Genomic DNA, 14,544 nt, shown 5'->3' with positions numbered 1-14,544 from the left:
GGATACACCTAGGTAACAGCATCCAAACTCAGGCTGCTGTCAGAGCATTCAGCTTCACTCTGATTTGCAACATCTGGAATACCTACTTCCTGGTTTGTAATGCTTTGGTTAGCAGTACTTTGCTCAATAGCACTCTGGTTACCGACACTGAGGCTAGCCTGTGCCAATTCCATCAATTCTCGAATAGCCACTGAGAAAATGGCACAGTCATGAACCTTTGTGTTGCGCAGGTCAGCCAGCATCGACTCCCAGCGCCGAATAAATGGAAGATGCTGCTCCAACCAGAGTTCGACGGGAGAGCACTCCAGTTCTTGCATCTGCTTAAACCTTAAAGCACTTGTAGTCAAAGCCCGCTGCTGGGTATTAAGATCATCGCGGAAACTATCACGAGCAAGCGCTTGCCAATGATTACGGGCATTAAATTCCCGCACCTGAAGGTCAAACCAATGCAACTCCAAACGATCACCCAACTGGAAATAGATTTCAGCAACCTCATCCAACGCCTGTCCAGTCTCTTCCGCTACCTGAATGACGCCAAGCAACGAATAAAGACTGTCTGCGGCGGCGATAAGCTCAGCCAATGACTCGGGAACACCGGCCGCTGCCCATTGCTGAAACTTTTCACTCCAACTATCCCTTGGGCCGCCCTTCAGCAGCTTAGAGATTGAGAGACTAATCGCCTCAACGCCAGGACGGAACTGCTCAATACAACTGGCAACCCTTAGATCATGGCGGTAATTTCTTAAAAACCAGTGACTCGCCCGACGCTGTAAACGAATCAACTCAGCCATCATTGCTGCCTGAATATCAAAAGGAACCTGATAATCCAGAGCCTCAATTTCTGCCCAAAGCCGATCAACACCGAATACTTCTCTGGCGGTAACATAAGCGGCTGCAATCTGCCCATAACCAGCTCCAGTAGACTGTCGCAAGCTATGAACATAGGTCATGCCCATCCGGTTCACCAGATTGTTGGCGATTTGAGTTGCGATAATCTCCCGACGCAAACGATGCTCCCCTATCTGCTCGGGAAAACGTTCAACCAAACATTGCGGGAAGGCGTTTTCTATTTCCTGGGCGAGGAAAGGATCCTCCGTTACCCAGGAGTCGATCAGCGCCTCTTTCATCTCAGCCTTGGCATACGAAATCAGTACAGAAAGCTCTGGTCGTGTCAGACCTTTACCATCATTTTTTCGCTGCAATAGCTGCTCTTCAGAGGGAATATACTCTAACTCGCGATCAAGCTTTCCTTCCGATTCCAATCGATCAATCAGACGAATGTACTCGTCCATCGCTTGCAGAGCATGATTTTGAGCAATACTGATCGCCTGAACCTGGCTATAGTTATGCTTCAACACCAGTGTAGAGATCTCATCGGTCATTTGCTTTAACAGGGCGTTACGCTGCTTCAGAGTCATATCACCCTGAGCAACGACTTCATTCAGCAACACCTTGATGTTAACTTCATGGTCAGAGCAATCTACCCCACCAGCATTGTCAATAAAATCAGTATTTGCTGCGCCGCCATTCAAACAAAATTCCATTCGTCCTAACTGGGTAAAGCCAAGATTTCCGCCTTCCCCCAGCACCTTGCAACGAAGATCACGACCATTAACTCGCAAGCTGTCGTTGGCCTTATCACCCACCTCAGCATGGGTTTCATGGCTTGCTTTGACGTAGGTTCCAATACCACCGTTCCAGATCAGATCTACCGGAGCTTTCAACAAGGCAGATATCAGATCATTAGGAGTCAGGTTATCTGCGGAAATATTGAAACTACGTTTCATTTCTGCCGTAATAGGCACCGATTTGGCCTGGCGTGAGAATACCCCGCCACCCTTGGAGATCAGCCCCTTCTTGTAATCACTCCAGGATGAACGGGGTAATTCAAACAAACGCTGGCGTTCTGCAAAACTTGTAGTCTGATCCGGTGTGGGATCAACAAATATGTGCAGATGGTTAAAAGCTGCGGTCAACAGAATCTGGTCAGATAACAGCATACCGTTGCCAAAAACATCACCCGCCATATCGCCGATGGCAACAACACTAAAAGTCTCTTCCTGGGTATTTAACCCTTGCTCTCGGAAATGACGTTTAACAGACTCCCAGGCACCTTTGGCAGTTATTCCCATTCCCTTATGGTCATAGCCCTGGCTACCGCCGGAGGCGAAAGCATCACCCAACCAGAAACCATACTCTTCGGCAATACTGTTAGCGATATCTGAGAATGTGGCTGTACCCTTATCAGCCGCAACCACCAGGTAAGGGTCGTCTTCGTCATGACGAACGACATCTGCAGGAGGTTGAAGCTCCCCTGAAACCAGGTTATCGGTTATGTCCAGCAAGCCTCGAATAAATGTCTGGTAGCAGGCAATGCCTTCAGCCTGAATCTCTTCACGCCCGCCCTCCTCAGGAAGGCATTTGGCGACAAAACCACCCTTAGCCCCGACAGGAACGATAACTGCATTTTTGACCTGCTGGGCTTTAACCAATCCAAGAACTTCTGTTCGATAGTCTTCCAGACGATCAGACCACCGCAGTCCTCCCCGGGCTACTTTACCCGCTCGCAAGTGCACACCCTCAACACGCGGAGAGTAAACAAAAACTTCAAACATGGGTCTGGGGGACGGTATATCGCTAATTGCTTTTGGATCAAGTTTAAAGGAGAAATAATCTTTGGCGGAGCCCTGCCCATCTACCTGAAAATAGTTGGTTCGAAGAGTCGCTCCCATAAGCTCCAGGAAACGGCGCAGAATTTTATCATCATTGAGGTTATCCACCTTTTCCAGTGCATCAACAATGCTGCCCTTAATTCGCTCGCTTAACGCTTCAACCTTATCACTGCTGCGACGCTGGGGATCAAAACGCGCTCTAAATAACGCTACTAACAAGCGACTTACCTGCAAATGACGCGCTAAGGTATCGGCAATGTAGGGCTGACTGAAACCAAAGCGAATCTGACGAATATATCGCGCATAGGCGCGGAGCATCGCCACTTCACGCCAGCTCAGCTTCGCCCCGATAACCAGACGGTTGAATTCATCATTTTCTGCCCGACCCTGCCATATAGCAGCAAAAGAGTCCTGGAACAGCTGCTTTACTTCCTGCAGATCCACCGGCTCAGTGCTGTGATAAATCAACGTGAAGTCATGCATCCAAAAACTTTGACCATCCCGTCGGCGAACCTCGTAGGGGTGCTCACCAACGACTTTCATTCCAAGGTTTTCCAGAATCGGAATGACATCAGAAAGCACCAGGGAATCGCCGGCAACAAAAAGTTTAAAACGAAGCAGCTCACTTGATTGTTCTAAAACCCGGTAAAAGCTTAAAGCAAAGTTCTGCTCCTGGTTTATTTCTTCAATACGCTGAATATCGTATACACCATTACCGGGAGAAAAGTGCTCTTTGTAGGCTGATGAAAATCCACCTCGATAACGGTTGGCATAGCGGTTACCAAGCTCTTCACCGCAGGACTCAATCAGCGCATTGTGCAGATCATCATTCCAGGAGCGCGAAGCATCAATAACCTGTGCTTCAATAGCTTTAACATCAATATCAATTTCACGGCCCGGATCAACCTGCAATAAAAAGTGTGTCCGCGCTAAGACCGACTCAGAGAACAGTGTATTGAATTCTGCATCATGGGCTTCGAGCTGCTCTCGCAACAGTCCCTCCACCTGCTGACGCAGCTGGGTACTGTAGATATCTCGTGGAACATAATAGAGGCAGGAGTAAAACTTGCCACAGGGGTCTTTTCGGATGAACAACCGTACCTTACGGCGCTCCTGCAGATTAAATATCCCCATCGCAGTTTCAAACAATTCATTGGCATTCGACAGGAAAAGCTCTTCACGAGGCAAATCATGCAGCACCTGAAGGAGATCTTTACCACTATGACCCCTTGTATCAAAACCAGCGCGCTTGAGTGTCCTCGACAGTTTTTTCCGCACCAGAGGAATACCAGCAGGTTGCTCGCTGAAGACTGTCGAGGTATAGAGCCCGTAGAAACGACACTCTCCTATGACTTTTCCTGTTTTATCAAAGCGCTTAACTACCACCATATCTCGGTATGCAGGCCGGTGTACCTGTGAGCGAAAGCTATCTTTAGCAAACATGACCGGTGTTGGAGTCAGCACAAATTGACGCTCGGCCGGCCTCAACTCATCAAAATCTTTTTTACGTCCCTGCTGGATATAGCCCTTAAGAGTCCCCATTTCACTGCCGACAACCCGACTGACTTTCAGTGAATTACCACTCCCCTGTAATTTCAGCTCATCGTATCCGAGGAAAGTAAAATGATCTTGCAGCAGCCACTTCAGAAATGCCTGTGATTCTTTAATATCAGCCGACTCGATTGAAGAAACCTGTCCCAGCTCTTCTGCAAGAGCCTGGACCCGTTCACACATTGGCTGATAATCTTCCACAGCCAGGCGAACATCGGTCAGTACATCCAGCAGCCCTTGGCGAATTGATTTCAGCTCATCCTGATCGTTATGACGATCCACTTCCAGATAGACAACGGATTCTGCTTGTGCCTTAGGGTTTTTCGCACCGACATCGACCAGCTGATTGAGCTGATCACCGCTGTCACGCTCAACCTGCAGCACCGCATTATGGATGGCGTGAATTGCTACCTCCTGGCGAGCCAGTTCCATTCGAATAGAATCCACCAGAAAAGGCATGTCACCTTGAAGAATCTCGATAACGGTGTGATTACAATGCCACCCATGCTGTTCAAAATCAGGATTATAAACTCGGACTTTTGGTTGCCCGGAAGGATGCTCCTGAATAAAACGCCAAGCGGATAGAGTTGCCCCATAAAGATTCTCAAGACGCCTCTCCAGTAACTCCTCGACGGGAGAAACGCGGAAATATTGAAAGGCGAAGGCATTAACAGCGCTGAGCATAGGCTCTGTGAGTTTATTGGAGAAGAGTTCCGACAACTGCTCCAGCAGTTTATCTTTATTATTAATACGAGTGTCAAACATCGATGTTTCTCTTTCCCTGGCGTTAGCAGTTAATTTATTACCGCGGTTTTCTGAGCGTGTTCAGGATCATCTCCAAAATTGGAGAACGTTTCTTTCAAATACATGACGGATAGTTTCATTTTCATGCCAGGAGGCCTCAAGACACCCCCATATTCAACGCCTGCTCTGTCGCTCGATAATCAAAGCAACTATCAGCTGAGTCAGCGCGTAAAACCACAACGGAGCAACGGGCTTTTGCTACAACCTTGGAGGAAGTTGACCCCATTTCATCACCATCAATTCCTCCTCGGTTATGGGCCGCCATGATGATCAGATCAGCCTCCATATCCCGGGCCTTCTTTAAAATCTGCTCTGCTGGCGCTCCGTCCTGGACGCTGAGAGAAACCGGCACGGAATCAGGAATGCGGCTGTCAGCAAACCGCTTCAACTCAACAATGGCATTGCTTGTGGCTTTTTTAATTGCCGCCTGATGAAAATATGAAGTCACTAAAGGAGTGTTACAACCAGGTACAATCGTCAGCAAATGCAACTCTGCAGCTGAATCATGCACATCTTTCATTGCAAGACGTAAAGCACCATCAGAAAAAGCAGGTTCTTCAAGATCTATCGGAACCAGTATTCTGCTAAACATGATCAATCCTCGTCGACATAATAGTCTTTGTTGTTTTTATGATTATTTGCAGTAACAAGTGCATCGGATTAAACCTACCAACCTGAAAATATTACTCATGGTTTTTCAGGGCTGTCTCAAAAAACCAAGTAGCCCGTTAACTACAAAACTCAGAAATATTTTTTATGGCCAATAATTTTTTAGTTGCCTTGATTCAATTTCAATTTTAGTGTTTGAAGGATATATAAGTCGCCGCCTCTTCACAGACGCCATTCGCGCCAATGTTACCTCCCATCGTGCCAACCGTCTTAATAACCGCGATTTCAGGGGTTTTTGGAGCTATAACTGAGCATCACAGGCCACAACCAACCTCAAGCCAGCAAGATGAACGCTCGAACAAACAACCTGGTGCTGACGATTTTCCCGCTAGGATCAGTTAATATCAGCTCATCTGACAAACACCAACGTCATGACAAAATAAGCACCGATGAATTATTTAAAACTCTGCGATGAATCTATTTAAAACTCTGAATAGCTACAGACAACAAAACCCTCTTGGCGTGCGCTTATTGACCGCGATTGTGCTATGCAGCTCTGCAATTACTCTGATTGCCACAGCAACTCAACTCTATCTGGATTATCGATACGAACTCTCCGCCATAGATGAACGCGTCCAACAGATTGAAGCCAGCTCACTGGACAGCTTAACCAGCAGCCTATGGGAAATTAACCCTGAACAGATTCAAGTCCAGCTTGAAGGACTTAAGCAGCTTCCCGATGTGATATATCTGGAGTTAGACACTCCGTTTGGCGAACACTTCTCTGCTGGCGAACCACCGGAAAACCAACGAACAGTTCACCACAGCTACCCCCTGCAGCAACTAACCGATGAAGGAAAAATATATCCCCTGGGGACTTTCAGACTCACCATCAGCCTCGAACAAATCTATAAACGACTGGAAGATCGGGTACTTGTTATTCTCACCACGCAAGGCATAAAGACCTTTCTGGTGTCTATTTTCATTCTGTTTATTTTTCACCGACTGGTCACCCAACACCTTGGAACAATGGCGAAATACGCCCGGCGCCTCAAATTAGACAGACTGGAGACACCTCTTAAAATTCATCGTAAAAGACCCGCCGAAGACGATGAACTTCATCAGGTTATTCATGCCATGAATGAAATGCGAGAATCAATGCTGGAGGACATTCAACTCCGTGAAGAAGCCGAACAGGCCCTGGCTAAACTGAATGCAGAATTGGAGCAACGGGTAACACAGCGAACGGAGGAACTGGAAAAAGCAAACACTGATCTTCGAGCAACCCTGAATAAGCTAAGAAAAACACAGGAACGGCTGATCGAATCAGAGAAAATGGCTGCCTTGGGCGGTCTCGTTGCAGGCGTTGCCCATGAGATAAACACCCCTATCGGTATTGGTTTTACTGCCGCCTCCTTTTTGGAGAAAAAAGCGCGCGACCATCTAGACAGTATGAAAACTGATAACGCAACAACCCATTCGACAGAACAGGACAATCAATACCCGGTTGAACAGCGACAATCCAGCCAAGAAAGCCTGATCGAAAGACTCACAACCCTAGCTGCAGAACGAGATGCGGACCGTCAGATCATCGAGCTTGCCTTAGAAAGCAGTCAACTGATAGAGCAGAATCTTGAGCGGGCAGCCCAGTTGATCAGTGCATTTAAATTAGTTTCCGTAGACCAATCCAGCGAGCAACGCCGATCATTTAATCTAAAAGACTACCTTCAGGAAATACTGCTTTCTTTAAAACCAAAACTAAAAAAAACCCGGCATCTGATCAATATAAACTGTCCTGATGACCTAATGATGGACAGCTATCCGGGCTGTTACTATCAAATTATTACCAATCTTATATTCAACTCTCTTATCCACGGATTCGAAGGTACCGATAAAGGGGTTATCGATATAGACGTTACCCGCAAAGGTGACTCCATCAGGCTTTGTTACCGTGACAACGGCTCTGGTATCCCATTCGGGTTTGAACGAAAACTATTCGAGCCATTTGTTACCACCAAGAGAAACCAGGGCTGCAGTGGATTAGGGATGCACATAGCGTTTAACCTGGTAACCCAGCTACTGCAAGGTGAAATTTACTGTCAGCAAGAAACAAGAAAAGGCGCATGTTTTATTCTGGATTTACCAGCAAACCCGGTAACAAAAGATTAACAGACCATTCACGGCTCCTTTAGCAGACCTGATTCTCTGTAGTAACGCAAAGCACCAGGATGAACAGGAATGGAAAACTTACCAGCAACCATTGCCTCCTTATCTAGATCAGCAAAGACCGGATGCAGCTCCCGAAAACGTTGGAAATTTTCAAATACCGACTTAACCAGTGAATAGACGGTATCATCGCTCATTTCAGACGTTGTAAAAAATGTAGCCATAACACCGAGAGTTGGGGTCGCTTCCCTATTACCCCGATACAATCCTCCGGGAATAATCGCCCGGTGATAAAACGAATTTTTAGCAATCAACTCTTTAAGGGGCTTGCCGGTAAGAGCGATTAACCGACTTTCACATTCCCGGGTTACTTCCTTGGTTGCCCCACTTGGGTGCCCCAGGGTGTAAATCATGACATCGATACGATTATTACAGAGCGCACTGGCCTGCTCTGCCGGATCAAGCTCCAGTGCCTCTGAGAAAACTGAATTATCCCATTGATAAAGACGCATCAACACATCCAGTGTTGCCCGTTGGCCGGATCCTCTGGCGCCAACATTGACTCTTTTACCCAAAAGCTGGTCGAAGCTTTTAATACCACTGTCAGCACGTGCAATCATGGTGAAGTATTCAGGATAAAGATAAAACAAAGCTCGCAACTCAGTATCGGGGCCTGCTGATTTAAACAAATCACTCCCCTGATAGGCATGATGTATCCAATCCGACTGTGCGATTCCAAGATCAAGATCCCCGTCCCGGACTCGTTGCAGATTATCCACCGAGCCTCCGGTACTTTCGACGGAACAGCGTATGCCATGCAGAGATCGTTCATTATTAACCAAGCGACAGATAGCACCTCCTGCCGGGTAATATACCCCCGTAAAGCCTCCAGTCCCGAGGGTAACAATGCTGCTTTCAGCGCTACTGACTCGCGCTATGCCGACAAGACTGGCCAATAATACCAATCTCATCATCAAGATAGAAAAACACCAAGTAAACTGGGTCTTTGGCATCACTCCTTCCCACAAAATCAAACAAAGGATCAATCAATATAGAGACTTACTTATACCAGCACCGGCAATCAGAAGCGACTTTTCACAAAACAGGTATAAAAACAGGTTTTGGCAAACAGTATCAGAAAAACTGCAAAACAAGCCCACTGCACTTTTTGCAGATTGCTGTGCGGCCAAGATGACATTTGAAGCGTTCAGCTCAAAGAAACCTATTCTCCGGTCTTTAGTACAGGCTTACTCCGACAGATACCAGAAAATAACGAGAAGCCTTTCCGACCAGAATCAACAGCGCGCAGCACCAGAAATTCATTTTCAGCCACCCACTCAGCATACACAATGGATCACCAATCACCGGCAACCAGGACAATAACAAGGCGGGATAGCCACGAGACTGAAGCCAGTTTCGGGCCTGACTCTGCCGAGGGCTCAGTTGCTTTAATGGAAAATAATGACTCACGCCATACCCCATCCCCCAGGTCAACAAACCGCCCAGAGTATTACCGGCCGTAGCCACCATAACAGGAAGCCAGAATGGATGTTCTCCTTTCGCGATAAGAAAGCCCAGGTACAGCTCAGATCCCCCTGGCAGCAATGTCGAGGCAATAAACCCACTACCAAACAAGATCCAGAGCTCAGAATCCCCCCAATGGAATAAATCAATCCATGAGCCCAACTCATTCCGAACCAAAAAATCTTCAATCATATGGAATCAGGACCTGGGGACCCTGGCATACTTAGAACCACCAATTTCAGACCTCTCAATACTATAAATCGGGGATCAATAAATTTGCGGCCATTCAACAACAGATACAGCAAGGGACTTTCCGGGTCAGATAGGCCGTTGATCATTTAGAGCCCTGCTGGAGAAGCAATGATCACAAAAGTGATTCATGATTAACGCTATAATCGACCTTGTCGTTTTAGCTCGACTTTCATACAGCGCAACAACCCTAACGGGTATGCCCCATCCAACAAGTCGTGTAACGACTGTAGCGATAATGCTTTATCAGACTCAGGGGCCAGTATCGCCTGCTCAATAGACCCATACCCCTTGCCATCCAACTCGATCACTTCATCAAAACAAACTTCATCATCCTTGATTGCTGACGCCAGGTAACTGTAAGCCTGCTCCTTACTGATTTGCCTCTGCCTGGCAACCTGCTCAACACTCATCCCTGCTTTTGCCAGAGTTACGCATTCTGAGCGCAAATGAACAGAACTTACTTCAGGCGGAGTCTCCGACTGACTTAGCAACTCAACAAACGCATTTCCGTAAAGCTCCAGCTTCCGACGCCCTATTCCGCTGATTTGACTAAGGGATGTCATACTGGTTGGACGGTTTTCCACCATCTCCATTAATGTTGCGTCGTGAAAAATCACATAAGGCGGCACATCCTGTTCATCAGCCAAAGATCGTCTCAACTTACGCAAGTCTTCCCATAGCTGTAAATCCTCACCACGGAAACGTTGCTGGGAAGAGACCCGCAATTTCCGCTTTGTTGCCGCAGGCTCAACAGGATCTCTTCGAAGCTGTAATTTCTGCTCACCCTTGAGAATGGGACGACAGGATTCGGCCAGTTTTAAGACCCCATAACCATCCATGTCTACTTCAAGCAACCCGCGAGCAACAAGCTGACGAAAAAGTGAGCGCCACTCCTTTTGTGATAGCTCCTGGCCAATCCCGAAGGTACTGAGCTGCTGATGCTGGTATTGCTCAATTTTATCGTTTACTTTACCCAGTAACACCTCGATCACATGACCCACCCCAAATCGCTGTCCGGTCCGATAAACCGTTGAAAGCGCTTTCCGCGCAGCCTCCGTGCCATCCCAGGTATCAACGGGACTCAAACAGGTGTCACAGTTACCACAGGCATCATGCTCCTGCTCGCCAAAATAGCTCAGTAAGGATTGGCGCCGACAGCTGGTTATTTCGCACAGTCCCAGCATCGCTTCCAAACGCTGTCGCTCAATCTGCTTCTGCAGATCAGCAGCATCGGAACTTTCAAGCATCTGACGCAGGAATATGACGTCTTGCAATCCATAGACCATCCAGGCATCAGCAGGCTCGCCATCCCTGCCCGCTCGACCGGTCTCCTGATAATAGGCCTCAATGCTTTTAGGCAGATCCAAGTGAGCGACAAAGCGCACATTTGGCTTGTCTATACCCATCCCAAATGCAATTGTAGCGACGATAATGACTGACTCTTCGGTGAGAAAACGATGCTGGTTATGGGCTCTGAGCTCTGCTGGCAGTCCGGCGTGGTATGGCAAGGCATTCCATCCTTGTTGGCACAGCCAGCTGGCAGTTTCGTCTACCTTCTTGCGAGACAGGCAGTAGACGATACCAGCATCTCCCTGATGATCTCGCTTCAAAAACTTCAGAAGCTGCTGACGGGCATTTTGCTTAGGACCTATATGATAGCGGATGTTAGGCCGATCAAAACCTCGGGTATATACTGCTGCTTGCTCAAGCGCCAGGCGCTGAATAATTTCCTGTCGCGTGCGCTGGTCAGCTGTTGCGGTCAAAGCAATTCGGGGAACCTGAGGAAAACGCTCATGAAGCACTGAAAGCTGCAGGTATTCCGGCCGAAAATCGTGCCCCCACTGGGAAACACAATGCGCTTCATCTATTGCAAACAGCGAAATTGAACAGCTTTCCAGCAAACCCAGTGTTCGCGGCTGGAGTAACCTTTCTGGAGCAATATACAATAAATCAAGCTCACCATTACGAAGCTGATCTTCAGTTTGACGTAACTGCTCCGGGTTTAGCGTCGAATTGAGATATGCCGCTCGAATACCCAGTTGTAACAGTGCCTGAACCTGATCCTGCATCAGAGCGATAAGCGGCGAGACCACCAGCCCGGTTCCCTGCAGCAACAGAGCAGGCAACTGATAGCAGAGTGATTTTCCACCACCAGTGGGCATTAGAACCAGCGCATCCTGCCCTGTTAAAAGAGCACTGATGACTTGATCTTGAGGGGGGCGAAAACCATCGTAACCAAAAGTGGTTCGTAGTCGCTGCAAGGCTTGTTCTAACATGGCGGAGCATTATCAATGATCCTAGCCAGACTGTCATCATTGATTAGCGATAAATCATCTGTTCTGTGAGCAAATCAGGGTATACAATGCTCCCATTTACAGCGTGGTTGTTGTTGATCAGTTATTAACGAACTGATTACCCTCAGGGTACTCTGAGATTAACAACTCATTCTTTTTCTATAGTCATTGCATTAGTCAATCCAAGAGCGCTCTTCCTATGATACACAATGTCGATAAAACTCCTTTGGATGAATCTGAAATCGATGAGCTCGAAAGTTTTATCTTTTCTCCGGCAGTATCAGAGGACTCTCTCGACTATTTAGGCCTTCACGGATTACTGACAGCATTAGCAGTCTCACCGGTCTCGGTTCCTGAAGAAGAATGGCTTGATGTGGTTTTTGATGGAGCGCCCGGTTATGCCGATGAAGCTCAACAACAACGTATTCAAAGCTTACTGAATCGTGAATACTTGGCACTTTGCGATGAATTAAATAATGAAGAAGCGCCAGAGCTGCCCTGTGATCTGACCTTGGAAGATGAGGAAGAGTCGTTAACTGTATGGGCTCAAGGGTTTATGGAAGGAGTATTTCTGCGGGAATCCGAATGGTTCGATCACAATGAAGAACAAGTAGCGGAAATGATGCTCCCGATTATGATGGCATCAGAACTATTTGATGAACCCGAATTTGAAGCAATGCGAAAAGACAAGAAGCTTTGCCAACAATTCTGCGAAGAAATTCCTGATCTGATCACAGACCTTTATTTACATTTTCGGCTACCGGAAGAAAAAACTGTCACCAAGGATAGGAAAAAAAACAGGTAGATCAAAACAGCATGGACGCGGACAGAAACGATCCGCGTTCATGCTGTTTGGGCAGAGTACCGCCTCATAACAGCAGCGCTATAAATCAGGCTGGTAATTTGATTACATGGTGATTTCTGCATCCACATCATGGTCAGCACCCGTCCAGGGTGATACCCGTGTAACACCATCAATTTTGAGTATGCGCACACGATCCCCTACTCTAAACTGATCGGCATCAGAGCGTTCCTGCACGATAGACACAAGCCTTCCACGGTCCATTCGTACGGTGATATCCCAAGCGTTGGCACGAGTGGCCTTTTCCTCAATCGCTCCACCTGCAACCGCACCAGCAATAACACCTAGAACAGTAGTAAGCTCTTTCCCTTTACCGCCTCCCATACCGCTTCCTGCAATTCCACCGACAATCCCACCGGCAACTTTACTCACGCCACCCCGTTCACCTTCGATAACCACATCCATGATCGCCTCGATGGTACCAAACTGGACCGTCTGGACTCGTCGAGCCTGGTCCCTAGAATACGTCTTACCATCTAACGAAGAGGCACAACCGGTAAGCAATAGCAGAATCACCGCTATACCTGTTAATTTATTCATTAAGATTCTCCATAAAATCAAGAGCTTGCTGAGCCAGGCTGTTCATTACTGACACGCCCCAAACCCATCTTCGATGAGCCAAAACTCTATCAATTCCTAAACCAACCTCAGTAAAAGAGAGTTGATATAACCCCATACAAATCCCCAGCTACGCTGGTACCATGGGCGTTGTTGCCAGTATTCCAGAGTAATTTCATCACTCTGCTCTAAATCGCTAAGAATAGCACTGCACACTTGATCAGTTAGCTTAGTGTCTATGACTTCCTGATTCGCCTCAAGGTTCCAACGAAGATTCCAGTGATCAAGGTTACATGAACCTATTGATACCCAATTATCGCACACCCCCAACTTTGCATGAATAAATCTTGGTTGGTATTCGTAGATTCTTACACCAGCAACCAGCAGACGCTTATAATAACGACGAGCTGCGTGATAGATCCCCGAATGATCGATCAGCGGTCCTGGTAACAGCAACCTGACATCAACGCCTCGCTGGGCGGCATTTTGCAATGCCCGACGTATCGACCAGGAAGGGAGGAAGTAGGCAGTGACCAACCACACTCGGGTGTGCGCAGCATTTATCTGACGGCGAAAATCAACCTTGATCTCCTGCTGATGAACGCCCTCGGTGGTCGCAACTTTCATCTCTGCTTCGCCACTGGGTTCAGGCTCCAGCGCAGTATCACCATCAGCCCGGGAAAACTCAGAGAGGTCAGGAATAGTACTGATCGATAACGCTTCTCCAGTGCAATGGAACCAGTTCTCCTGAAATAGACGAAGCCAGTCCTGTAGAACAGGCCCTTCCACCTTTAACATAAATTCATGCCAGGGAAGAGCCGCCTTTGTGTCAGCAAGAAATTCATCGGCCAGACCAGTCCCACCAATAAATGCAACACGCCCATCGACTAAGAGCAACTTACGATGGTCTCTGGCAAAATTCCGATTCCATTTACGCAGTTTAATGGGATTGTAGATCCTCAACCCAACCCCGGCTTCAAAGAGTCTTTTTCTGTCTTTCAACGACAGTCCTCGAGAGCCAACAGCATCAATCAGCATTCTGACGCATACACCGCGAGAAGCTGCATTACTCATTGCGGCTATGAAACGATCCATAACCTCACCTGAACTGACAAAATAAAATTCCAGCAGTACAGAAGCTTTCGCACATTCGATAGCATCCAGCATGACTGAAAAGTACTGCTGCCCATCAATCAGTAATTCTGAAGTGTTTCCCTGATGCCAGTACCAACGAGTTCGTTTAGTCAAGAAA

General features: G+C 47.4%; 9 protein-coding genes. 2 read left to right on the top strand and 7 right to left on the bottom strand.

Annotated features, from left to right (window positions below; translation table 11 throughout):
- Window positions 1-8: 8 nt before the first annotated feature.
- Both BGP75_RS24250 and BGP75_RS24245 read right to left on the bottom strand, forming a co-directional pair.
- Window positions 9-4,988, bottom strand: a complete 4,980-nt coding sequence (locus BGP75_RS24250; protein WP_076721489.1) for an NAD-glutamate dehydrogenase — start codon at window positions 4,986-4,988, stop codon at window positions 9-11.
- Between the two features lie 136 nt (window positions 4,989-5,124).
- Window positions 5,125-5,619: a universal stress protein gene (locus BGP75_RS24245; protein WP_076721488.1), complete on the bottom strand. Its 495-nt coding sequence runs from the start codon at window positions 5,617-5,619 to the stop codon at window positions 5,125-5,127.
- 488 nt (window positions 5,620-6,107) lie between these two features.
- On the opposite strand from BGP75_RS24245, the gene BGP75_RS24240 reads away from it, so the two are divergent.
- On the top strand, window positions 6,108-7,805 hold the full coding sequence (locus BGP75_RS24240; protein ID WP_076721487.1) for an ATP-binding protein: 1,698 nt from the start codon (window positions 6,108-6,110) through the stop codon (window positions 7,803-7,805).
- 8 nt (window positions 7,806-7,813) lie between these two features.
- Here BGP75_RS24240 and BGP75_RS24235 read toward each other — a convergent pair whose 3' ends face one another.
- The 3 genes from BGP75_RS24235 to recQ all read right to left on the bottom strand — a co-directional run bounded on the left by BGP75_RS24235 (window position 7,814) and on the right by recQ (window position 11,854).
- Window positions 7,814-8,776, bottom strand: a complete 963-nt coding sequence (locus BGP75_RS24235; RefSeq protein ID WP_076721830.1) for a TAXI family TRAP transporter solute-binding subunit — start codon at window positions 8,774-8,776, stop codon at window positions 7,814-7,816.
- A 262-nt stretch (window positions 8,777-9,038) separates the two neighbouring features.
- The gene (locus tag BGP75_RS24230; protein WP_076721486.1) at window positions 9,039-9,518 is read right to left on the bottom strand and encodes a YqaA family protein; all 480 of its coding nucleotides are present in this window, start codon (window positions 9,516-9,518) and stop codon (window positions 9,039-9,041) included.
- Between the two features lie 197 nt (window positions 9,519-9,715).
- Window positions 9,716-11,854, bottom strand: a complete 2,139-nt coding sequence (gene recQ, locus BGP75_RS24225; protein ID WP_076721485.1) for a DNA helicase RecQ — start codon at window positions 11,852-11,854, stop codon at window positions 9,716-9,718.
- 217 nt (window positions 11,855-12,071) lie between these two features.
- On the opposite strand from recQ, the gene BGP75_RS24220 reads away from it, so the two are divergent.
- The gene (locus tag BGP75_RS24220; protein WP_076721484.1) at window positions 12,072-12,677 is read left to right on the top strand and encodes a YecA family protein; all 606 of its coding nucleotides are present in this window, start codon (window positions 12,072-12,074) and stop codon (window positions 12,675-12,677) included.
- Between the two features lie 102 nt (window positions 12,678-12,779).
- Here BGP75_RS24220 and BGP75_RS24215 read toward each other — a convergent pair whose 3' ends face one another.
- Complete coding sequence (locus tag BGP75_RS24215; RefSeq protein WP_076721483.1) at window positions 12,780-13,274, bottom strand: glycine zipper 2TM domain-containing protein; 495 nt, start codon at window positions 13,272-13,274, stop codon at window positions 12,780-12,782.
- Window positions 13,275-13,370: 96 nt separating this feature from the next.
- A complete protein-coding gene (locus tag BGP75_RS24210; RefSeq protein ID WP_076721482.1) occupies window positions 13,371-14,540 on the bottom strand; it encodes a phosphatidylserine/phosphatidylglycerophosphate/cardiolipin synthase family protein in 1,170 nt (389 codons plus the stop codon).
- Window positions 14,541-14,544 lie beyond the last annotated feature (4 nt).

Source organism: Motiliproteus sp. MSK22-1 (assembly GCF_001968815.1).
Lineage (GTDB): Bacteria > Pseudomonadota > Gammaproteobacteria > Pseudomonadales > Balneatricaceae > Motiliproteus.
This window is presented reverse-complemented; position numbering and strand designations above follow the sequence as displayed.

What these genes read in the sequence shown, in the direction of transcription:
- BGP75_RS24250 (WP_076721489.1), bottom strand. Translation starts at nt 4,988, where the DNA reads ATGTTTGACACTCGTATTAATAATAAAGATAAACTGCTGGAGCAGTTG.
- BGP75_RS24245 (WP_076721488.1), bottom strand. Translation starts at nt 5,619, where the DNA reads ATGTTTAGCAGAATACTGGTTCCGATAGATCTTGAAGAACCTGCTTTT.
- BGP75_RS24240 (WP_076721487.1), top strand. Translation starts at nt 6,108, where the DNA reads ATGAATCTATTTAAAACTCTGAATAGCTACAGACAACAAAACCCTCTT.
- BGP75_RS24235 (WP_076721830.1), bottom strand. Translation starts at nt 8,776, where the DNA reads ATGATGAGATTGGTATTATTGGCCAGTCTTGTCGGCATAGCGCGAGTC.
- BGP75_RS24230 (WP_076721486.1), bottom strand. Translation starts at nt 9,518, where the DNA reads ATGATTGAAGATTTTTTGGTTCGGAATGAGTTGGGCTCATGGATTGAT.
- recQ (WP_076721485.1), bottom strand. Translation starts at nt 11,854, where the DNA reads ATGTTAGAACAAGCCTTGCAGCGACTACGAACCACTTTTGGTTACGAT.
- BGP75_RS24220 (WP_076721484.1), top strand. Translation starts at nt 12,072, where the DNA reads ATGATACACAATGTCGATAAAACTCCTTTGGATGAATCTGAAATCGAT.
- BGP75_RS24215 (WP_076721483.1), bottom strand. Translation starts at nt 13,274, where the DNA reads ATGAATAAATTAACAGGTATAGCGGTGATTCTGCTATTGCTTACCGGT.